The sequence below is a fragment of the uncultured Cytophaga sp. genome, assembly GCF_937863595.1.
GTDB lineage: Bacteria > Bacteroidota > Bacteroidia > Cytophagales > Cytophagaceae > Cytophaga.
Genome location: NZ_CALMGQ010000060.1, coordinates 1 through 23260, shown reverse-complemented (window position 1 = coordinate 23260; position 23260 = coordinate 1). Strand labels below are relative to the sequence as shown.

Below are 23260 nucleotides of genomic sequence, written 5' to 3'. Positions count from 1 at the left end.
ATGCTTTTGCTGTATTCACTGCATCTTGCCCAGTCATAGCATCCACTACAAACAATGTTTCAGAAGGCTGGATGGCTTTCTTCACTGCTGCAATTTCATTCATCATATTTTCGTCAATCGCTAAGCGACCGGCGGTATCTATGATAACAACTTTTTTATTATTTTTCTTCGCGTATGCAATTGCATTTTTTGCAATCTCAACCGGATTTTTGTTTTCTGGTTCCGTGAAAACTTCAACTCCAACCTGCTCGCCTAGTACTTTCAATTGTTCAATGGCAGCAGGGCGGTACACATCACATGCAGCAAGCAAAACATTTGTATTTTGCTTTTTAATATATGCGGCAAGCTTACCAGAAAATGTAGTTTTACCCGAACCTTGTAAACCAGCGATCAAAATAACAGCAGGATCGCCTTTAAGATTGATATCTTGCTTTTCTCCACCCATGAGCTTTGTAAGCTCTTCATGGGTAATTTTCACGAGTAATTGTCCTGGAGAAACAGAAATTAGTACTTCTCTACCAAGTGCAATTTCTTTAATATCGTCGGTAACAGTTTTTGCAACTTTATAGTTAACATCCGCATCAATTAAGGCTTTCCTAATTTCCTTAGCTGTTGTTGCAACGTTAATTTCTGTAATTCTACCCTGACCTTTTAGGGTTTTAAATGCTTTATCGAGTTTCTGACTTAAATTATCAAACATAGTATTATTAGAATTGGCTACTAATTTACAAAAAAAAGGTGTGCGCTCCTATAATGTGATTCTTGAATTTGATTATGGTATACAGATCGTTAAATTTACCAATTAAATATACGATGCAGAAATTAATTTTCTTTTATCTGAACTAAAGTAAAAAGCATTGAAACGACTACATTTACGTAGAATTCAATGTAAGCCAAAAAGTATTTTCTTAAAGCTTATTTCAAAAGAGAAAAACGTACAATCCAATCATAAAATACATTTAAATAAAGGAGAATCAATAAATGATTAAAAAGGTAATAAAAAAGGTGGCTTTGTCAATAAGCAACTCATTTTCAAAACTTAATAAGCATAATAATAAAACGACCTTATTGGCAATGGGTTCAATGTTGTCTAAACAGCAATATTCTTTGCTTTCTAATAATATTAATGATTATGAATTTAAAATATTCAGTCAATTTGGTGATGATGGAATTATTCAATTTTTAATTAAAAATATTGAAATTAAGAATGAGATTTTTATAGAATTTGGTGTTGAAGATTACATGGAATCAAATACACGGTTCTTGATGATGAACAACAATTGGACAGGTTTTGTCATGGATGGCTCCGAAGAAGCGATGAATAGTCTTAAAAATCAAAACTGGTATTGGCAATACTGTTTAACGCATAAAGCTGTTTTTATTGATCAGGATAATATCAATGGTTTGTTAGCGAGCACAGGGTTTTCAAACATTGGTTTATTAAGTATCGACATTGACGGAAATGATTACCACATATTTAAGAAAATTGATTTATCTAAATTAAATCCGTCAATAATTATTGCGGAATACAATAGTATTTTTGGAAAAACAAGACAGATCACTGTTCCTTACAATAAAAGTTTTGTTCGAACACAAGCACATTATAGCAATTTGTATTTTGGCGCGTCCTTACCAGCACTAAACCATGCAGCAATAGAAAAAGGATATGCTCTAATAGGTTGTAACAAAGCGGGAAACAATGCCTATTTTATCAGAAAGGATTTATTAAACGATAAAGTGAAAGAATTGCCACTAGAAAAGGCATTTATAGAAAGTAAATTTAGAGAAAGTCGCAGTAAAGATTATAAACTATCTTATATAGCAGGAGAAGAAAGACTTGAGCTAATTAAGGGGCTTGACGTATTAAATGTAGAAACCAATCAACTTGAAAAATTATAGCATTACGGGGATCTATACATAAATATTTTTGCAAAAATGCCGATTTTCGCTGCCGGACGGTACATGTCATAAGCAGCAAGCAATACGTTTGTATTTTGTTTTTTAATATAGGCTGCAAGCTTACCAGAAAAAGTAGTTTTACCCGAACCTTGTAAACCAGCAATCACAATAACATTTTAGGTTGATGTCTTGCTTCTCTCCACCCATAAGCTTTGTAAGCTCTTCATGGGTAATTTTTACAAGAAATTGTCCTGGAGAAACAGAGATTAACACTTCTCTTCCCAATGCAATTTCTTTAATATCTTCACTTACAGTCTTTGTAACTTTATAATTAACATCGGCATCAATCAAGGCTTTTCTAATTTCCTTAGCCGTTGTTGCTACATTAATCTATGTAATTCTACGCTGACATTTTAGGGTTTGGTCAAGTTCTAATTCATCAATAGCAACTATAAATTCTTTTGGGTTAGTTAGCGGTATAAGTGCAGGAATGGCAACTATTAGATATACTGTTAATAATGGAGGTTGTCCCCTTCATATCCAATTTTGATATTACTGTAAACAGTACATTATCATTTATAATTGTAGGACCTTCTACAGTTTGTCCCAGTTTAGGCTACCAAACTGGGACAACTATTCAATCGGTTAAGAACAAAAGCAATATTATATAATATATTAGGATTTATTGTTGAGGAAATAAAAATTAATGATCAAAATAATTCTTATGATATTGATATAACAAATAAACCAACAGGAACTTACCTACTAAAATTAACAGGAGGAAATGAAGATCATGTAAGTGTTTTCATTGTCCAATAAATTAAAAAAGTTTATCTTTTTGTAAAACAAATATGGTTTAATTATTAAATGGTATTTGTTTTACAAAAAGATATAACTCAAAATAATTATTTAAGATTTAAATAACAAACGAACTCTACTTCTTAAAACATTTAAAAAAGTTTGATTTTCATCTAAATCATAGCTGTGATTGGACGGTGAAGTGTACAAATCAAACAATGGCCAACCAGTATAAATTGCTTTCACTTGGTTCGCAACTAAGTGTGCACTTGATTTATCTGAAATAAATCTACCCATAAACAATGCTATTCTTCCAGTATATCGGGTTATTACATCTTGAGTCAAATTACCTGTACGATCAATGGGTAACAACTCTACAAATGCGGCGGCAAGTCCTGTAGGCAATAACATATTTGAACCATGTATTCCAACAACTACATGACTAGCTGCATATGTTTTACACCATTCTATCTCAATATCTATTGTGGGCAGATCCACTCTTTTGTCAATTATTCTCCCCTTAAAATTCCCTTTTTTACCTAATCCTACCACATTAAAAACTAAATCTGGAAATGACTTTCTTAAAATGGCTTCTGTTTTACCAATATTTCTATTCTGTACATACATGAAAACCCATTCAACAAGTCTTAATAGGTTCAGTTTTTTAAAAGCCAAATAAAAGAAGTATTCCATTTTGTTGCGATGCCACAACCTATCCGTACGATAAATATAGGTTATGTTTAACGATTGGGATTCAAATTTATCTAATGCAAATGGCTCAACTTGTGTAAAATTTTCAATCTGGATGTTTTCTGTATATGGATGAGGGAAATTATATGCAAGCTGAATTGTTTTATATTCTGTTAAATAAGAATTGATGCTATCACTAAGCGAAGTATACCATTTTTTTAGCTGATTTAATTTTAAATCAACAATCCAAATTTCATCTACAAACCTTGGTACCAGCCAAAGATAGTTTTTAGGAACAATTACAATCAAGCCTAAATCAGGATGTTTTTCTTTATAAAACTGTACATTAAATAATTTCAATAAAACATGTCCGTACAAATAATCCAAACAATTAATTATAATAACATCTTCTTGATTTTTTTTAATAATTCTTTCGATGGAAACGTCTATTTTTTGTTTATTAAAATACGATTTAATAAAATTTTGTGTAAACCAATCGATAGAAAAATGATCAAATACATCTTCTGTATTCTTATTAATAGACACAGGGTAATAACAACCATGACCTACAGGCAAATCTTGAATAAATTCTAAGTTGCATGCATTACAAACACTATCAGCAACAACATGAATACCCGGAAAAAGTATTTTTTTCGTTGTGGTTTTATGTGACTTACATGAAGGACACTCAGACAATTCTGAATTTAATGGAGAAATTTTTATCATACCATTCTCTTGCTAATTGCTATAAAATTAGAATGTTTAAAATTTTCCATAATTGCTCTATATGAACTTGGTTCTAAACTATTTTTTTGAATTTTGAATAGTTGAAAACCTCTGGTTTCTAACAACATAAAAAAATCTTTCAAATAAGTTCTGGAGTCAATATTTGCACCACCATATTCAAATTGTATTACATCAATAAATTCAGCATTTAAGAAGTCTCCTAAACCATTAAATGCAGCAATCTCATGGCCTTCGACATCTATCTTTAATAAGTGTATATGAACAATGTTTCTTTCCTGAATATAAGTATCTAAACGAATGAGATTAATCTTTTCATGTTGATTTAATGAAATATTATATTCCTTTATATCACGTTGATACAGCGATGCTAAGGGACTCCCGCTTTTGTTGTAGTAAATATTCAGAACATCTGCCCGATCAGAAACACCAACTTTATTTAAAACAAAATGTTTTTTATCTTGAATGTTTTTAAGAATATTCTCATAAGAGTTTTCAACTGGCTCAAACATGTGTACAAGATACTCCGAGTGCTTACTTCTCATTAATTCAATAAGTAAAGACGTATATTCTCCTTTATTAGCACCTATATCAAAAAAAGTATAGGGAGTATCTGTTTTTTTTAAAGAATCTATATATTCCTTAATAAAACGGCGTTCACCATTAGTAGTAATATCCGCATTATTTGAATTGGATAATTTATCATGAGCTTTATTTAAAATACCAAGCAAAATTCTTTTAAGGGAACTTCTATTTTTTATTTTTGCCATCTCATTTTTTAATAAACTTATACAAACCAATCCCAAATCCTTTAGATTTATCATACGAATCTACAAGATCATTTTTATAGATATATTTATCTTCTTCTAATACACATTCATCAAATAATTGAATAATGTATTCTTTTGTGAAAGCTCTATGTGCATTAAAATAAACTTTATTTACGGTATCGATTGGCACGGAAAATAAAATCACACCTGTTGATTGTGTAATGCGTTGTAATTCTTTAATAGCCTTCTCGCTACCCCATGGATCAACAGGATCACCATATCTTCCAAGTCCAATATGTTCAATTACGCATAAAGACGAAACAGATTTTTGTGATCCTGTTTCGAAAGGTAAATCTAAAATTGTCCCTTCTTTAAACGTAAGTCCGTCCATCTTCAATTGAATGGGACGAATATCAACCATCGTAATGGGTACAAATTGAGATAAAATACCAATGGTCTTTGCGGCACTTCCAATATCAATATGAGAAGTAGGTTTGTATTGAAATATTTTTGAAGCTGCCCAACTATCTTGATAGAAATATACTGGATCAAGAGGCGTATTAGAAGTTCTATCTGTTAAACATGGATACCAATTATAAAATGAAGTTATAAAGTTTGCATTCTCTTTTTGAGCTTTATATTTTCTAAAATCATTTATAAATCTACCCATTTCATCAAGCCATTTGTCTGGTCTGAATTTTAAATAATACAGCCAAGACAAGTATATTCTGTAGAAGGGAACAAATAAGTATTTCATTTTTTAGATTCTGCTTTAAACGTTTTAATTATAGAAGCAATGTTTTTAAATGTGTGATTAAAATCTTGAGAAATTGACAACACATATATTAAGCTAACATATACAAGTGCGATACAAACAGATTTTATTGCAATTAGTGAGATGGAATATACTAAAGAATCTGTGGTTAAAGGGTTCCAGAAGGAAAAGCAAATCCATACTAAAACAAATACGCTTATTAACTTTACCATAGAACTAGTATAAGGTTGTATGCCTAGCTTCAGCCATAAGAAAATCATTTTAATTCCATTAAAAACAACAAGGGTTAAGCCAGTAGCTAATGCTACCCCATTAATCCCATACATATTTATAAATATTAAATTTGTTATAACACTTAATATTGACAAAATAATCATGGATATTAAATTAAATTTATAATATTTTGAAGTCAATATTATTTCTGAGTTTACACCTGTTGCCATATCTGCAAGTTTGCCAAGAGCTATAAATAATATGACGTATTTCCCTTGTGCGTAAATTTCGTGTTTCGGCACTAACGCTAAAAGTGTATCTACATTTAACCATATCATCAAAAAAATTAATCCTCCTAAAAGTGCTTGATTAATAGCACTTTTTTTATAAATGGTATCAATTTCAGCTAAATCATTCCGATTCCAAGCATTTGAAATAATTGGCGTACTTATTTGCGAAAGGGCTCTTTTGGGCATATCAACAACAGAACCTATAAAAAAAGCCAAATTATAAATACCAATTTCAGCCAAGCCCAATTCTGCACCAATAATTAAGGTATCTATTTTTGAAGCAATTAAGGAACCTGCTGAGCCAGGAATAATAAATGCTACAAATGAAAAAATATTTTTCAAAATAGGTTTGTCTAAAAAATGTAATTGTGGTTTTAAGAAAAAATGCATTGTAGAAATGGTATAAATTACAAGCAATGCAAGTGCTAATCCATAACTTATTACATATAAAATTATAGTAAAATTGAATGAATAAAATTGAAGGGCATAGCCTGCAATTAAAAGAACGAATAAAATACGAAAGATGATTTCTCTAATAAATGTAGGAACCACAATACGGAGGTGCATACGTGAATATGTTTCAAATAAACTAGAGTACATTAAAAATAAAGATAGTGGTATTAAAAAATGCATATAGTCTATAAACAATGGAGATTTGTTCGCGTAAATAGCTGCAATATCTGTATTGAAAATCCAATATGTTAATAAAAATATTAAGTAACCTAATAATGGATAGGTTAATAATAAAAACAAGAAACCTTTATTTGTACCATCTTCTGTTTTAAATCTAGGAAAAAAGCGATCGGCAATATTTGCTGCACCAAACTGCATAAAAGATGCAATCATAATAGGGATATCTTGCAATAATCTAAAAAGACCAACTTCTTCTGGAGAAAAAAATTCTGGCATCAACCATAATACATTGATCATCCCTATAGCAATGCCAATGTAGGAAATCAATGTACTTTTGAAGCTTTGCCTTATTATTATACCCATTTAATTCAATTTAAGCTTTAAATATAAGTAAAATCCCTCTAGTATCATGTATTGAAGAATTTAAGTCATTGATTCACTGATAATAATTTTTATCTTTATCTTTATCTTTTAACAGTTATAAATATGGACCATGCGCCAATTATATTATTTGTATATAATCGCCCTCATCATACACAAAAAACAATTGATGCGCTAAAGAAAAATACTTTTGCCCAAGAAAGTGAATTATTCATATTTAGCGATGGAGCAAAATCAGCACATACAACCATCCTAGTTGAACAAGTACGTTCAATTATCCATTCTATTTCTGGATTTAAAAATGTTACAATTTTTGAACAAAAAAATAATCAAGGTTTGGCCAAGTCCGTTATAGAAGGAGTTACTAAAATATTAAATCGCTATAAAAAAGTTATCGTCATTGAAGATGATATTGTTACAACACCAAATTTTTTACATTTTATGAACGTGGCATTGGAAACGTATTCAACAAATAAAAATATTTTTTCAGTTACGGGATATGCCTTACCTATAGAAATACCTGAAAATTATACCTTACCTGTTTATCTTTCTTACAGAGGATCTTCATGGGGTTGGGCAATCTGGAAAGATAGATGGGATAGTATTGATTGGGAAATTAAAGATAAAGTTAATTTTCTATCTCATCCAGATCAACAAAGAGCCTTTAATAAAGGAGGTGGTGATTTAAGCAGCATGCTTAAAAGACAATTTAAAGGTGAAATTGATTCTTGGGCTATTCGGTTTGCCTATAATGCATTTAAAAAAAATACACTCCACATCACTCCAATACATTCAAAAGTTCAGAATATAGGTCATGATAATTCGGGCGTACATTCTAATAAAACAACTCATTATGAGGTACAATTAACTCAAGATCAAAAAATTACTGATTTACCCACTTCAATTCCCTTCAGCCAGGAAATTAATAATTCGATTTATACTATTTTTAAGAAACCATTGTATAAAAAAATTATTGTTTCAATTATCAGTTATTTGAAATTATTGCGATAACTAGTTGTTTATAGCATAATGCCAATTTAATCAGTTTGAGGATTCAATTAACTTACTTAACTTGTGTTTGTTCACACAATAATATCTGCAACTCATGAATTATAAATATCCAGTATATCAACCAAGCCTTCAAGGAAACGAAAAAATATATGTATTAGATTGCCTTGATTCTACCTGGATATCTTCAAAAGGAAAATACATCAATCAATTTGAAGAACAATTTGCTCAAAAGATCGGATCAAAACATGCTGCCACTGTTAGTAACGGAACGGTTGCACTGCATGTAGCACTTGTTGCATTGGGTATAGGACCTAATGATGAAGTAATTGTTCCAACTTTTACATACATCGCTTCTGTAAATGCTATTGCATATACTGGGGCGAAACCAGTATTTGTTGATTCTGAAATGGATTCTTGGCAAATGAATGCCCAAGATATTATTTCTAAAATTACATCTAAAACAAAAGCTATTATGGCGGTTCATCTATATGGATCTTCATGTGATATGGATGCAATTGTAAAAATTGCAAAAGAACATTCTCTATTACTAATTGAAGACTGCGCCGAAAGTTTTGGAACATATTATAAAAACATTCACACGGGTAATTTTGGAGATATAGCAACGTTTAGTTTTTTTGGTAACAAAACAATTACTACTGGCGAAGGCGGTATGGTTACAACGAACAATGCTGCATTACATGAAAAAGTAATGCATTACAAAGGTCAGGGTTTAGCAAAAAACAGAGAATATTGGCACGATGTAGTTGGTTTTAATTATAGAATGACGAATATCTGTGCTGCTATTGGTGTAGCTCAATTAGAACAAGCAGATGTATTTATTTCTAAAAAAATACAAATTGCCAATTGGTACAAAAAATACATTCAATCTACAGATGTACATTTTCAAGAAGAGAAAGAATATATAAAAAATTCTTATTGGATGTGTTCTATCGCTGTAAACACGGAAGAAATTCGGGATGCATTAAGAAAACATTTGGCAGATATGGGCATTGAAACAAGACCCTTTTTTCACCCTGCCCATGTGATGCCCATTTATAAAGAAGATACAATATATCCTGTTTCAGAACATTTAAGCAAGGTAGGTATAAACATTCCAAGTTATCCTCAACTTTTAGAGTCAGATATTGAATATATTTCTACCTGTATAAATTCCTATTTTGAAAATAAAAATGTCTAAGCAAATACATATAATTGGTTGTGGAGGTCATGCCCGAAGTATTTTAGATATATTAATTCATGCAGAACCTCAGATGGACGTTGTATTTCTAGACGCTAATGCAAAAAATGACGAATATCTATATGGTTTTCCAATTTTAAAAGACAAACTTTTAGAAAAGTCAGAAACATTATTTATTGCACTCGGTGATAATATGGCAAGAGCAGCATGTGCTAGCAAATATTCAGCTCATACATTTCATACTATAATATCAAAATCAGCACATGTAGGATTTGAGACTATCATCAAAGAAGGTGTATTCATTGGCAATTTTGTTCATATTGGCCCTCAAGTACTGATTAACCAACATACGATTATTAATAATGGAGCGATAGTTGAACATGAAGTTAAAATAGGTGCATATTGCCATATTGGACCAAATGTAGCAATATCTGGAAAAGCAAAAATTGGTGATCACGTATTTTTAGGTGTAGGATCTACTGTAATAAATAATATAACCATATGCTCTAATGTTATTATAGGTGCAGGAGCTACTGTTATAACAGACATAACACTACCAGGTACGTATGTCGGTACACCTGCTAAAAAACTAAATAAATGAATCAAGAGAATGGAATAAAAAATATTGCGGTTTTTGGATCTCATATAAGCTGGGATGGTGGAGTCGATTTTTTATGTTATCTCGTTCAATCTTTGAAAACTTCGAAAGAGGCAACTGCGATAAACATTTTTCTAATTCTTCCCTATCCATTTATTTCTCGCATAAAGAATTTTCTTTTATTGCTTAAACTTGCGAATAAAAACCCATCTATCCTTTGGGATAAAAACACACAACTTTTCGAAAATAAAAACAATAAACTTATACGAGGATTTTCTGTCAATAACATTCCAGTGAAAATAATATATTACAATTATTCACAAAAGGATTTAGCAAAAAAACTAAATGTTATAGAGGCGGATGTAATTTTCCCAAGTATTCTAACATTTGGAAAATCCTTCCCTACTCCTTGGGTAGGCTACATACCTGACTTGCAACACAAACACTTCCCTGAAAATTTCACAAAAGAAGAGTGTGCATCCCGAGATACTAAATATAAACATCTATTAAATGAATCAAAATCGTTGTTTGTAAATTCACTTGCTGCACGTAATGATTTAATGCATTTCTATTCAAGCAATGGTGGAAATATTTTCAGTTTGCCGTTTTGCCCACCCGCACCAATAATTGAAATCAGTGAAACATTAGCCGAATCAATAAAACAAAAATATAATCTTACGAAACCATTTTTTATAATTTCCAACCAATTTTGGAAACACAAATCTCATATAACTGCATTTAAAGCATTGGCAGCACTATTAAATGACGGATTTACAAATATTGAAATCATATGTACGGGTAAACCGTTTGATGATAAAGATCCTGGGTTTATAGATTCATTGATGCAAGAAATTAAAGCACTTCAAATTGAAAATGCTATAAAATTTACAGGATTTATTTCCAAAAATGATCAATTGATTTTAATGTCATTATCGGTAGCACTAATCCAACCCACCCTTTTTGAAGGTGGACCAGGTGGTGGTTCTGTATATAATGCAGTTAGTTATGGAACACCCTGTATTGTATCTGATATCGATATTAATAAAGAAGTTCAAGGAGAAAATATATACTTTTTCAAAGCATCTGATTCAATCGATCTTAAAAATAATATGAAATTATTGCTCCAAAAAAAGTATTCCAAAAAAAGCTTTTTCGATTTAGTTAAAGAAGGAGATGAACGTACAAAGAGATTGGGAATTACGCTAAAAAATATATTTCAAAAAGCAATTCAATAATCTGATATTAATAAAACTTCATTTCAAGATCAAAATCATTTTTTCTTTACAATTTTGTTATTGCATTGTAGCTAATTGTATTTGCTTTAAAATGTAAAATGCACGAACAAATTGAAATATACTGTTCGTGCATTTTATATTTTTACATCTCCTCTTTTTTAATTAAGAAGAAACCTGTTGCAAATAATCCACCAAAGAAAATAATTGAAAATATCAATGAAATACTTTCTCCTGTAGTATGAGTTTTAGGTTCGAACTTAAATTCTATTTGATGTTTACCTGCAGGTACCTGTAAGCCTCTTAACAAATAATCTACACGAAGGTGATCGATCTGTTTTCCATCAATAAAAGCATCCCAACCCAAACCACTGTTATAATAGATTTCTGAGAAAACTGCTAATTGTGGTTTTGACGATGCAGATTCGTATGTTAATTTATCTGGATGATATGCTATTAGCTTTATTGTTGCTGTACTATCAACAGGTAATTCTGAAAATTTAATTTTAGAATAATAATCTTGTGAAATAACAGCCGTTTCTTTACTATTTAAACTATCCAATAAAGCCATTTCTTCATCTGCATTTTTAGCGACCAATACATTGTTTACAAACCAAGCATTCCCATTAGCATTGGGATTTCTTTGAGCCATTGGTTCACCATTAGAAGGATTTTGCACAATAAAATACTTTGTATTTAACATGTTTAAAACCTCCATATTATTTTTTGAAATTTGTCGATCAACTAAATCTTGAAACCTTCTTAATTTAGCTGCTGAATATCCACCAATAGATTTATGAAAAAATGAAGTGGTAGCATCATTGAATGTACTAACCGTTACATTCATAACTCTAAAATTAGGATCTGGATCTTGTAAGATTAAATCATCTGCGCTGGTAGGTAATACAGAAAGTTTTGTAGATTTTCTCTTTTTAAAATCAGCATCATTTAAATAACGCTTACTTATTTGCCACTCATCAATAATTACAAAAAAACATAATAAAGCAATAATGTATTCTGGTTTTAATAATACATCTGTTGTAGCGTATAGATAAAGTACACCTGCTACCAATAATACAAATAATAATGATCTTAAAGCATCTGAAGATAAAGCATCTGATCTATCCTGTATCAATGATTCATACATTGCATTTGCAAATTCAGGCTTTTGAGAAGCTTGCGTCCACGATTCAATAAACATATTTTTTGAAGCAAGTGCATCCTCCTCGTTACTCTTTTCAAAATTAGTAAATGCGGAACCAAACAACCAAAAAACAACTAATAAGCCTGCAACACCTGCAGTAGTATATTTTAAATATTTTTTTAATGTTGTCTTATCTATGTTACCAATTTCACTTACTCCCCATACAGCTAACCAAACCATAAACATTGCTACAATAGCATGAATCATAGTAACTGCTCTAAATTTATTGTATAAAGGTAAATGATCAAATATAAAATAATTAATCGTTGGGGAATTTTTTCCCCAAGCTAGAATTGTAAACAATACAACAATCCCAAGCATCCACCATTTCATAGAATCTTTAATGATGAATAATGCCAAAATAAATAAGAAACAAATTACAGCTCCCATATATGCAGGGCCACTCGTACCTGGTTGATCGCCCCAATAAATTGGCCATTGTTCTGCTTTTGCAAATTTTATTGCATTCTCTTTTCCAAAATTATTTTCTATGGTTTTATATATTGCAGATTTCTCATCTAAAGCAGCTCCTGATTTCCCTCCTTTGTAATTGGGAATTAAATAATTGAATGTTTCTGAAATACCATAACTCCAGTTAAATGCATAATCTCGATCCAAGCCTGTTGTTGAAACGGATTCTTTATCTGTGTTGGTTAATTCACTAGGACCACGAATAGTGTATTTTTGATATTCATACATATCCATAAATCGAGTAGACATAGATCCCAATACGATAATTGAAATACCTAAAACAATACTACTAGCCGTGAAAAAATTCTTCAACATTTTTTCACGTACAGATTGAATAAAAAGAATTATAACATAAATGAATAATGCAATTGCCAAATAATAGGTTATTTGTATGTGATTGGAATACAATTCAAACATCATAAAAATGGATGCCAAAACAATTCCTTTTAAATAAGCACCTCTGTATATATTTATGATTCCAGCTGTTAATGGAGCTGCAAAAGCGATGGCTAATACTTTAGACGCATGTCCTGCTTCTAAACTTATTAATGAATAAGAACTGAGACCAAAAGCAACAGCCCCAAAAAAAGATATCATTGGTTTGTACCCCATTGCAGCCATGGCAATATAAAATCCAATAAACAACATGTAAATGTAATTTATTGGATCGGGTAATATATAAGAGACAACAGAAGCAACCCGACTCGTCCATGAATTTGGGAATTCGCCTTTTATGGTATATGCCGGCATGCCACCAAACATAGAGTTTGTCCATAATGGATATTCTCCTGATTTTTTATAATAATTCTCAACTTCCTGTGCAGCACCCGTTGCTTGGATTAAATCGTGTTGAGCCAGTTTTTTATTATCTAAAATAGGTTTACAATAAATTGTAGCTATAATTAATAATACAACAATTGCAGAAATGTGATATAAATTTTTTGTTGTAAATAATTGTTTCATGGTGTTTATTATTTGAAAGTATTATACTGTTTCTATTAATGTTGTCAATTCTTGTTTAGATAGAAATGTAGGATTATTATCTGAACGCAGGCAAAATGATTTTTCGAGTTTGTGCGCGTTAAAGATACGTGTCCAATACAATTCAATCTCAGCATCGTGTTTGTTTGGAAGTAAAATAAAATATGCATCGGATTCCCAGGTATTGCGAGCATCATCTTCCGTAATCATATCTTCATGTAACTTCTCTCCCATTCTAATTCCGATATAGTTTTTTTCACATCCTATGCAAACGACATCTGCTAAATCTTCAATGTGGAACGACGGACTTTTAGGGATCAGTACTTCTCCACCCAAACAATGCTCGCAAGCAAATAATAAGACATTTACTGCTTCATTGAAGGTGATACAGAAACGTGTCATTTCCGGGTGGGTAATTGTTAATGAACGCTTATTTTTTTGTTCTAAAAATAGTGGCAATACAGAACCTCTAGATCCTAGAATATTTCCAAAACGAACAATTGAAAATTTAGTCTTACTATATTTATTTGCATCTACAAATAATTTATCGGATATCAATTTAGATGCACCATAAACACTTTCTGGTGATGCAGCCTTATCCGTAGACAGTGCTATAACTTTTGAAACATTTTGTTCCAAACAAGCATCTATCAAATTCATTGCACCAATTATATTGGTTTTAATACATTCCCTAGGATTATTTTCTGTTGCAGGTACATGTTTAAGAGCAGCCGTATGAAATACAACATCGACTCCCATCAATGCTTTTGATAAACAAGATACATCTCTGATATCACCTAATATAAATTCAATCTTGCCTGCATCAACCTGAACTTGGTAATTTGTTCCCATTTCAGATTGCTTTAACTCGTCTCTAGAAAAAATAATAATTTTTTTAAACCCAAACGATTGGGTATGCAAAAGTCGATCAATCAATTTTGATCCCAAAGAACCAGTCCCACCTGTAACGAGTATGGTTTTATTTTTTAACGAGTGCATTTAAAATATATAAAATTAAATATGAATGGAACGATTAATATTTTCTATTAAAAAAAACATATTTCCAAATATACCGAATCCCTATATAAATATGCGCTCCAAACGTATATAAAAACCCGTAATGAGTTACATAAATTTTCCACCGTTCCTTCCATCCCGTCTTTTGATTTTGGGCCGAAAGCCCGCCAACAAGGTAATTTGAAAGGATGGATTCACAATTATGTATCGCCTTTGTTTTTGACAGGCAAGAAATTACCCAGTCAATATCTGCACTAAATCTATATTTAAGATTGTAAAGTGGTGCGATACTTCTTTTAGGTATAAAGGATTGATGGCAAACTACCATGCCTCTAATCATAGAAAAACGCGTCATTTTATTGGGTAATACACGCGTTGTTTTTTCAGAACGAATCCCTAATGCTTTTCCAGATACATCAACGAGCATGGTTTCACCATATAATACATCTTTTCCAAGCGAACACGTTTTAAGTATTTGTACCGTATCCATTGAAAAAATTGAATCGCCAGAATTCATAAACCATACATATGCTCCAGACGCACGTGTTAATCCTTTATTCATTGCATCATAAAGTCCTTGATCCTTTTCAGATACATATTGCATGTTTTCCATGTCCAATTTAGACAGCCACTCTTTTGTACCATCTTTTGAGCCACCATCTATGACAATCCATTCATAATCAGTACATGTCTGTGATTTTATGGACTCAAACGTATGAATTAGCCCAGAAAGATTGTTATACACAACGGTAATGATGGACAAAAAAGGGGTTGTATTAGGCATACACGCGTTTAAACTTTAATGATAATAGAACGAATTTAAAGGAAAAATATATAAACTGTCTATAAAATTAATGTGGAAATGAATAAAAGAGCATACATTTCATTTCTATTGTATAATTTTTTTAGTAAAATTGGAAGTTGAAATAAGAGTTGGGTTGAATGAACTCGAACTTCCGATCAAATTATTTCAACATGTCTTTACAACTAACTAGTAATGAAGAAAATAGCGGTTTATACGTCTGGTGGCGATGCTCCAGGAATGAATGCTTGTATACGTGCAGCAGTACGTGCAGGTCATTATCACGGTTTAGAGGTTTACGGTATCATAAAAGGATATGACGGGATGATTAACGGTAATTTTATCGAACTTGATAATCGCTCAGTTACTAATATTATTCAAAAAGGGGGGACAATCTTAAAGTCTGCTCGCAGCGAGCAATTTAGAACTCCAGACGGCAGAAAAAAAGCATACGACCAATTAAGAAGTTTTGGAATTGATGGTTTGGTAGCCATTGGTGGAAATGGAACATTCACAGGTGCTGAATTATTTTATAATGAATTCAAAATGCCATGTGTTGGCGCACCGGGTACAATTGATAATGATTTATATGGATCTGATTTCACAATCGGGTACGATACTGCAGTAAATACGTGTTTGTCTGCTATAGATAAAATTCGTGATACAGCAGATGCTCACGAACGTGTATTTTTTATAGAAGTAATGGGTCGTGATACTGGATATATCGCAGTACGTTCTGCTATTGCTGGCGGTGCAGAAATGGCAATCATCCCGGAAGATGCTTTTAATAATGTTGGTGAAGTAATTAATAGATTGCAACACGGTACAAGCGAAGCCAAAGCATCACACATTATCATTGTAGCAGAAGGCGACGAAGTTGGTAGAGCAACTGCTATTGCAAACGAAGTAAAAATTGCACTTCCTCAATTAGATTATAAAGTTACTATTTTAGGACACGTACAACGTGGTGGCGCACCTACTGCAGCAGACAGAGTATTGGCTAGCCGTTTGGGTTTAGCTGCTGTTGAAGGACTAATAGAAGGTAGAGCGAATGTAATGGCTGGTATTATTGACCACAAAGTTGTGTATACTCCATTTATTGATACCATTACAAAAAGAAAACCAATAAGCGAAGATCTATCTTGCTTACCTGAAAAATTAAACGGAAGAAAATATAAAGTTTAGGTAGTTTTGAGTTACTAGGCTCTAGAAAAAAGTACAAAGACAAAAAAGGATAGAGTAGCTTGCTCTATCCTTTTTTATTTTTATATCTGGCATCTATTAATTCGTTATTTCTATTCCAAAGAGTCAATGCGTTCTTAAAAATGTATTGTTTTTAAATTAAAAAATTGAAATTGCTTTTTCGCTCTTAGTAGTTAAAACTACAAATGCACTTGGTTTTATTCGCATCAAATATGGAATGAGTTTTAAAATAACATATTTAAATTTTATTTTAACATATTCACTTTTTTTATTTGCACACATCATTTTCAATACGTCATCGTTGTACAAATAAAATTTCTCCTTAATAACATCAAAGTTTTCAGACTTCAAAAGAAATTTAAATAAACCAGGAGTATATATATTAATATGCCCATAAGACATAAAGTGATTGATTTTTTTATCTACTGAAAATGAAAAGTCAATGGGTACTTCGAAAATTTGATACTTCGAAACCCTCATAATTTCTCTCAAGAGCACTCTTTCATGTTCAACATGTTCCAATACATGCGAACAAATAACTAAGTCAAAAGAATTGTCTGGAAAAGGGATTTTATATCCGTCAAAGAGAAGCAATTCTTTCAAATTTTTTATATTCTTATTTTTTATGATTTCTATTCCACTTTCTGATATTTCTATACCATTTAAATTTTGAGAGAAATTCCATTTTGATAACCAATCCAAAATCGAACCTTCTCCGCATCCAACTTCTAGTACTGAATCAAATTTTATACTCTTTGAAAGTTCAATTATATTCAATGCCTTATACTTCGCACCAATATTTCTCCACTCAATGATTTCTGTATCGTATTGATTGGAATAACCTTCTTTTATATTTTCAGAAACATTCATCTTGAGTCTTATTTATTTGAAAATTAATATTAATTAATTTTTAGTTTATTCTATTTTTCTCAATTAATAACAAATTAATGAGCATTCTAACCCATGCATTAGATTAAAGCGGAATAACGATTTACTAATTTACTCCTTTTTCATCTGCAACTCTATAAAATCTAATATATTAGACCTACTTTCTGGATGAAACCACTGAATTTCTGTATCCCTAGTAAACCAGGTGAGTTGTCGTTTTGCGTATCTCCTACTGTTCCGTTTCAACAAACGAATCATTTCTTCCCGATCAAATGCTCCATTTAAAAAACCATAAACCTCACTATAACCTACTGTTTGTAACGCATTGAGATGTTTGTACTGAATGTATTGTTCTGCTTCTGCTTCTAAACCTTGTTTCAGCATCAAATCCATACGCGTATCGATGCGTGCATACAATGCATCGCGATCCATGGTTAAACCAATTTTTATAACCTTGAATGGACGTTGTTTCTTTTCTCCTGTTTTCAAAACAGACAAGGGTATGCCCAATTGTCTATACACTTCTATCGCCCGAAATACACGTAAGGGATTTTGAAGATCAATAGTGTTATATGTTTCTAGATCAATCTGCTTGAGTTCGGATTGCATCGCTTCCAGTCCGCGTGATTCAAATTCTTGATTCAAAGTAGATCGTAGAACTAAATCTGTTTCTGGAAGTTCGTCCATACCTTCCAATAATGCTTTCACATACAAACCGGTTCCGCCACACAACACCACTACATTTGTTTTTTTATAAAGTGTATCGAGTATTTCTAAGCCTTCGCGTTCAAACATTCCTGCATTGAAGGGTTCTTCTATGGATAACTGATCTACAAAAAAATGTGGTACACCGTCTTGTTCTTCTTTACTTGCTTTTGCGGTACCAATACTCAATTCTTTATAAATCTGTCTGGAATCGGCTGATAAAATACTGGTTTTATATTTCTTAGCAATCTGGATCGACAAGGCGGTTTTGCCTACTGCTGTCGGACCAACAATCACTATTAAATATTTATTCGCTTCAAACATGGAATATTTTCGAAATGCTTTCCGTTATATTTAGTGAAGATACAGGATTTCGCTATTTTTAAAGAATAATCTCCTAAAAGAATGTTAGAATTAGTTATTGTTGCGGGCGCTCGACCAAATTTCGTGAAAATTGCTCCCTTAATACATAAATTATTAAGTGAAGATAAAATTAATTATACGCTGGTACACACTGGGCAACATTATGACCCATTAATGAACGATGTGTTTTTTGAAGATTTAGCTATTCCCAAACCAAGTTATCATTTAGGTATCACAGGCGGTTCGCAAAATCAACAAACAAGTGAAATCATTCTACGTTTTGAAGAATTTTTAAAAGATCATCCAGCCAAAGCAGTTGTTGTTGTAGGTGATGTGAACTCTACGATGGCTTGCAGCATTGTGGCAAAGAAATTGCACAAAGACTTAATACATATTGAAGCAGGGCTTAGATCATACGACCGCAATATGCCTGAAGAAATTAATCGTCTGTTGACAGATTCTATATCAGATTATTTTTTCACAACTTCATTAGAAGCCAATCAAAATTTGCTTAGAGAAGGTGTTGACTCCAATCGCATCCAATTTGTGGGGAATATTATGATTGATACATTGGTGAGTAAGTTGCCCTATAGCCAAAAACCAGATATTTACAGAACATATGGATTGGAATCTGGTAATTACTATTTATTAACCCTTCATAGAACTGACAATGTAGACAATGCCGATGCTTTATTGGATATTTTACGTACGGTTTCTGCTTCCATTGGAGATCGCAGGTGTGTGTTCCCTGTTCATCCACGAACAGAAAAAATGTTGCGTGGAACAACGGTATCTACAGAAATTAAAAACATCGAATTTATAGAACCTTTGCGTTATTTAGAATTTTTGTATTTGCAAAAAAATGCAAAAGCCGTAATGACAGATTCGGGGGGAATTCAAGAAGAAACCACTTTTTTGAAAGTACCATGCATTACATACCGAACTACGACAGAGCGACCAGAGACAATACATACAGGTTCAAATGAATTGGCGACGAATTTAGAACAACTAGCACATTATATTTCCATACTTGAAAATGGAACGTGGAAAGATTCTCAAATACCTGAGCTATGGGATGGAAAAACGGCAGAACGGATTCTACAGTGTTTATACAATATGTATTCAATATAAGATGAATAAAAAAATACTAATAAGTACTTTTATCGTTCGATTTTTAATGGCACTAAGCACATTTGGCGTCTTCATGCTATCTGCACAATTTTTAGGATCTGAAGGCAGAGGAATACTCAGCTTATTTATTGCAAATGTAACGATTGTTCTACTCGTAAGCGAAATCATTTTCGGACCTGGTTATATCTACGTTTCTCAATATCTCCCATTTAAAAAACTATTTTTGGTAGGTCTTTTATGGAGCTTATTCGTAAGTATCACTGTACCTATAATTCTATTTTATACGCATATTCAAACAGCTGAACTTCTCCCATATTTATTTATAAATAGTTTCTTATTAGCTATTATAACAGGCATCAATTATCATTTACAATCAGTACACGATAGTTTTGGTTTTAATTTTATGAATGCACTACAAGCCATAACAAGCATTTTATTTGTATGGTTTATTGTACATTCACATCCCACTACCGATGCTTTTTGCATTGCTTTATTATGTACCTATATACTTACTATATTAAGCGGCTTATTTTTTTTATCTAAATTCTACTTCAAGAAGAACATACAGCCCCAGTTGACTCATATGAGTATTGGTAGTATTTTTAAAACAGGACTAACGGCTCAATACAGTAATTTTTTAAATTTCACCAACATGCGTATTGGGTTTTACTTAATCTATCTAATCCTTGGAGATGTGAAAGAATTGGGTATTTATGCAGCAGCAACGTCTTTGGTTGAATCTGTTTGGATGATAAGTAATACACTTGCTACTTGGTTATATCCGCAAATTGTATCCACGAAAGACAGTCTAATTCAAATAGAAAAAACACAATCATTCGCAGCACTTGCCTTTTGGTATAGCTCAACAGCTTTGATAATTTTATTCTTTATTCCCGAATCATTCATTCTACTTCTTTTCGGAAATGACTTTATAGGAGTCACACATTACATCGAATTATTAATACCAGGAACACTTATAGCAGCATATGGAAAAATATACTGGAACTATTTCGCAGGAACAGGACAGTTTAAAATCAATAATTACTCTTCCTTACTGTCTACTGTTTTTGCCCTAATGAGTTCAATCCCCTTAATGTACTTCTTTCAAGTTAAAGGTTTAGCAGTTTCTACAAGTTTAAGTTATATTGTATATGCATGTTTATTGATTGCAGCTTTCATTTATAAAAATAAATTACCTTTAAAAACCGCACTTCCTACTTTTAAAATTCTTCCTTAACATATGTGTGGCATTAGTGGCATTGTAAGTAAACAGGGCAATACAAACATTGCTCCGATATTAGTAAAGACTAATAATTTACTCGCTCATCGAGGACCAGATGACGAAGGCTATTTTTTATCTAATAATTTAATTCAGAAGTGCTATTATGGAGAAGATACTCCAAAATCAATTTTAGAATACAATCTACCTTACGCTCCCAAACAACCTATTGAAGAAAGCTACAATATCAACTCAACATTGGGTTTAGGCCACCGTAGGCTTACCATACTTGACCTTACACCCAACGGTCATCAACCGATGTGTATTTCTGAAGATTTGTGGATTGTTTACAATGGAGAAATATATAATTACATCGAGATCCGAAATACGCTAATTCAACAAGGATATACTTTTAAAACCAATACCGATACGGAAGTACTTTTAACTGCTTATCAAGAATGGGGCATTAAAATGCTTGATCGATTAAATGGCATGTGGGCTTTTGTCATATACGATAAAAAGCAACAAATACTTTTTGGAAGCAGAGATCGCTTTGGAGTTAAACCTTTATACTATACACTTACAGATTCATTGTTTGCATTTGCTTCTGAGATAAAGGCTTTAACTCACTTAACAAATACGGATATAAATAAACAAGCCGCTTGGGAATATCTGCTTAATGGTAAACACGAGACTTCCAGAGAAACTTTTCTAAATACGATTTATGAATTAAAACCAGCAGAATATTTTATTTATCAGCTGGATTCGAATATATACGAAATAAAAAATTATTATCAGTTGGAATATAATTCAAACTGGGAGATACTTACAAAAAACCAATTGGAAGATGAGGTAGAACACATTCAACAAATGTTACATGAATCGATTCGAATCCGCATGCGGTCTGACGTACCTTTAGGGGCAAGCTTAAGTGGAGGTTTAGATAGTAGCACACTTGTTCAATATATATTATCCATGCTATCGCAAAATGAATCGAATGAGCAAACGGATATTTTACATCTGTTTACCGCTCATTTCCCAAACGCAGAAGCAGATGAATATAAGTGGGCAGAAAAAATTGCACAACAAAAAAATACTCAATGGAAGGTTATAGAGCCTAATGCGACAGAACTTGCTCAAGACTTGGATGATTTAATACGTACGCAGGATATTCCATTCTTTTCAATGAGTGTGTATTCGCATTACAAACTAATGAAAGGTTTTAAGGAAAACGGAATTAAAATAAATTTTGATGGACAAGGCAGTGATGAATTATTCGGAGGATATCAAAAACACTACAATTCCTATGTTTGGGATGCACTAAAACATGGTGATTTAAAAAGTGTGATTGAAAATACACAACCTCCTTACTTCAATAGTTTTAATAGCCCAATAAAACTACTAAAGCAATTAAGCAAACAGTGCATTCATTCTATTCCACTACTAAATAATATATATACCCCAGATATACAAAAATACATTAACACAGATTTTATAAAATCGTTTGAAAGTACCTTATCTCTTCAGTATAAGCAAGAACGCTTACTTCCCTTTAATAAGTCCTTACACGAGCAATTTTGTGGGCCAGATTTAAAAGTATTGCTGCGTATGGGTGACAGAAACTCTATGCGTTTCGGAGTTGAATCTCGTACTCCATTTGCAGACGACCATCTATTAATAGAAAAAATATTTTCACTTTCAGGTTCCATCAAAATTAACAAAGGGTATAGTAAATATTTATTGCGAAAAGCAACAAAAAATATAGTGCCAGAAGAGATTCGCTTGCGTAGAGATAAGGTGGGATATGCAACACCTGAAATAGCATGGCTTAAAAAAATCCAGCATGAATTATTTGAATCAATCCCAAATGAGGATGATGCATTTATTCAATACAGAAAATTAAAAAAAGATTGGTTTAAAATCATAAACACCACAAATGATCCATCTAGACTATGGAGAATTATTAATTTTATGAAATGGAAAGAAAGTTTAAGGGGTCAGGTAAAAAAGCTGGGGAGTAACTGATAAAATATTAACTTTACAG

Annotated in this window: 21 protein-coding genes and 1 pseudogene; 11 read left to right on the top strand and 11 right to left on the bottom strand. The window is 32.0% G+C overall.

The features are described from left to right. On the bottom strand, positions 1–700 hold a 700-nt coding region (locus Q0543_RS05090; RefSeq protein WP_299250043.1), incomplete at its 3' end, for a signal recognition particle receptor subunit alpha. 281 nt (positions 701–981) lie between these two features. Between Q0543_RS05090 and Q0543_RS05085 the strand changes: the two genes are divergently transcribed. Then, on the top strand, positions 982–1899 hold the full coding sequence (locus Q0543_RS05085; RefSeq protein ID WP_299250041.1) for a hypothetical protein: 918 nt from the start codon (positions 982–984) through the stop codon (positions 1897–1899). Positions 1900–1946: 47 nt separating this feature from the next. Here the strand turns inward: Q0543_RS05085 and Q0543_RS05080 are convergent. Beyond that, positions 1947–2352 (bottom strand): annotated as a pseudogene (locus Q0543_RS05080) (signal recognition particle receptor subunit alpha); the annotation flags it as partial. Between Q0543_RS05080 and Q0543_RS17035 the strand changes: the two are divergent. Then, positions 2342–2449 carry a hypothetical protein gene (locus Q0543_RS17035; protein ID WP_366800008.1) on the top strand — a complete coding sequence of 36 codons (108 nt, stop codon included), beginning with the start codon at positions 2342–2344 and terminating at the stop codon, positions 2447–2449. The pseudogene Q0543_RS05080 and the gene Q0543_RS17035 overlap by 11 nt on opposite strands. Before the next feature lie 74 nt (positions 2450–2523). Beyond that, entirely contained in the window at positions 2524–2718 is a 195-nt protein-coding gene (locus tag Q0543_RS17030) for a T9SS type A sorting domain-containing protein (RefSeq protein WP_366800007.1), read from the top strand. A gap of 90 nt (positions 2719–2808) precedes the next feature. On the opposite strand, the gene Q0543_RS05075 is transcribed toward Q0543_RS17030, so the two are convergent. Genes Q0543_RS05075 through Q0543_RS05060 form a run of 4 tightly spaced genes read right to left on the bottom strand, consistent with a single transcriptional unit; the run spans position 2809 to position 7175 of the window. Continuing rightward, on the bottom strand, positions 2809–4113 hold the full coding sequence (locus tag Q0543_RS05075) for a hypothetical protein (RefSeq protein ID WP_299250039.1): 1305 nt from the start codon (positions 4111–4113) through the stop codon (positions 2809–2811). Beyond that, positions 4110–4901, bottom strand: coding sequence for an FkbM family methyltransferase (locus tag Q0543_RS05070; protein WP_299250036.1), 792 nt, complete (start codon positions 4899–4901; stop codon positions 4110–4112). The genes Q0543_RS05075 and Q0543_RS05070 overlap by 4 nt, the downstream gene beginning before the upstream one ends. 1 nt (position 4902) lies before the next feature. Then, positions 4903–5658 (bottom strand): DUF268 domain-containing protein, encoded by a 756-nt coding sequence (locus Q0543_RS05065; RefSeq protein ID WP_299250033.1) that lies wholly within the window; start codon positions 5656–5658, stop codon positions 4903–4905. After that, positions 5655–7175, bottom strand: a complete 1521-nt coding sequence (locus Q0543_RS05060) for a polysaccharide biosynthesis C-terminal domain-containing protein (RefSeq protein ID WP_299250029.1) — start codon at positions 7173–7175, stop codon at positions 5655–5657. Before Q0543_RS05060 ends, Q0543_RS05065 begins: the two co-directional genes overlap by 4 nt. Positions 7176–7298: 123 nt before the next feature. Between Q0543_RS05060 and Q0543_RS05055 the strand changes: the two genes are divergently transcribed. The 4 genes from Q0543_RS05055 (at position 7299) to Q0543_RS05040 (ending at position 11235) form a co-directional block, all read left to right on the top strand. Next, positions 7299–8204, top strand: coding sequence for a glycosyltransferase (locus Q0543_RS05055; RefSeq protein WP_299250026.1), 906 nt, complete (start codon positions 7299–7301; stop codon positions 8202–8204). A gap of 94 nt (positions 8205–8298) precedes the next feature. After that, positions 8299–9402 carry a DegT/DnrJ/EryC1/StrS aminotransferase family protein gene (locus Q0543_RS05050; RefSeq protein ID WP_299250023.1) on the top strand — a complete coding sequence of 368 codons (1104 nt, stop codon included), beginning with the start codon at positions 8299–8301 and terminating at the stop codon, positions 9400–9402. Next, positions 9395–10003: a NeuD/PglB/VioB family sugar acetyltransferase gene (locus Q0543_RS05045; RefSeq protein WP_299250020.1), complete on the top strand. Its 609-nt coding sequence runs from the start codon at positions 9395–9397 to the stop codon at positions 10001–10003. The genes Q0543_RS05050 and Q0543_RS05045 overlap by 8 nt, the downstream gene beginning before the upstream one ends. Beyond that, the gene (locus Q0543_RS05040; protein WP_299250017.1) at positions 10000–11235 is read left to right on the top strand and encodes a glycosyltransferase; all 1236 of its coding nucleotides are present in this window, start codon (positions 10000–10002) and stop codon (positions 11233–11235) included. The genes Q0543_RS05045 and Q0543_RS05040 overlap by 4 nt, the downstream gene beginning before the upstream one ends. 142 nt (positions 11236–11377) lie before the next feature. Here Q0543_RS05040 and Q0543_RS05035 read toward each other — a convergent pair whose 3' ends face one another. Genes Q0543_RS05035 through Q0543_RS05025 form a run of 3 tightly spaced genes read right to left on the bottom strand, consistent with a single transcriptional unit; the run spans position 11378 to position 15689 of the window. Beyond that, on the bottom strand, positions 11378–13870 hold the full coding sequence (locus tag Q0543_RS05035; protein ID WP_299250014.1) for a hypothetical protein: 2493 nt from the start codon (positions 13868–13870) through the stop codon (positions 11378–11380). A gap of 21 nt (positions 13871–13891) precedes the next feature. Continuing rightward, complete coding sequence (locus Q0543_RS05030) at positions 13892–14887, bottom strand: SDR family NAD(P)-dependent oxidoreductase (protein WP_299250011.1); 996 nt, start codon at positions 14885–14887, stop codon at positions 13892–13894. Positions 14888–14921: 34 nt separating this feature from the next. After that, a complete protein-coding gene (locus Q0543_RS05025) occupies positions 14922–15689 on the bottom strand; it encodes a glycosyltransferase family 2 protein (protein WP_299250008.1) in 768 nt (255 codons plus the stop codon). A gap of 213 nt (positions 15690–15902) precedes the next feature. Between Q0543_RS05025 and pfkA the strand changes: the two genes are divergently transcribed. Further along, complete coding sequence (gene pfkA, locus Q0543_RS05020) at positions 15903–16892, top strand: 6-phosphofructokinase (RefSeq protein WP_299250005.1); 990 nt, start codon at positions 15903–15905, stop codon at positions 16890–16892. 156 nt (positions 16893–17048) lie between these two features. Here pfkA and Q0543_RS05015 read toward each other — a convergent pair whose 3' ends face one another. Further along, positions 17049–17780 (bottom strand): class I SAM-dependent methyltransferase, encoded by a 732-nt coding sequence (locus Q0543_RS05015; protein ID WP_299250002.1) that lies wholly within the window; start codon positions 17778–17780, stop codon positions 17049–17051. 129 nt (positions 17781–17909) lie between these two features. Next, positions 17910–18827: a tRNA (adenosine(37)-N6)-dimethylallyltransferase MiaA gene (miaA, locus tag Q0543_RS05010; RefSeq protein ID WP_299249999.1), complete on the bottom strand. Its 918-nt coding sequence runs from the start codon at positions 18825–18827 to the stop codon at positions 17910–17912. 81 nt (positions 18828–18908) lie between these two features. Between miaA and wecB the strand changes: the two genes are divergently transcribed. From wecB to asnB, 3 genes are read left to right on the top strand one after another with little or no spacing between them, the layout of a single operon-like run. Beyond that, positions 18909–19997, top strand: a complete 1089-nt coding sequence (gene wecB / locus Q0543_RS05005) for a UDP-N-acetylglucosamine 2-epimerase (non-hydrolyzing) (protein WP_299249997.1) — start codon at positions 18909–18911, stop codon at positions 19995–19997. Position 19998: 1 nt separating this feature from the next. Then, the gene (locus Q0543_RS05000; RefSeq protein WP_299249995.1) at positions 19999–21234 is read left to right on the top strand and encodes a polysaccharide biosynthesis C-terminal domain-containing protein; all 1236 of its coding nucleotides are present in this window, start codon (positions 19999–20001) and stop codon (positions 21232–21234) included. A gap of 3 nt (positions 21235–21237) precedes the next feature. Further along, positions 21238–23241: an asparagine synthase (glutamine-hydrolyzing) gene (gene asnB, locus Q0543_RS04995; RefSeq protein ID WP_299249992.1), complete on the top strand. Its 2004-nt coding sequence runs from the start codon at positions 21238–21240 to the stop codon at positions 23239–23241. The last annotated feature ends 19 nt before the right edge of the window (positions 23242–23260 follow it).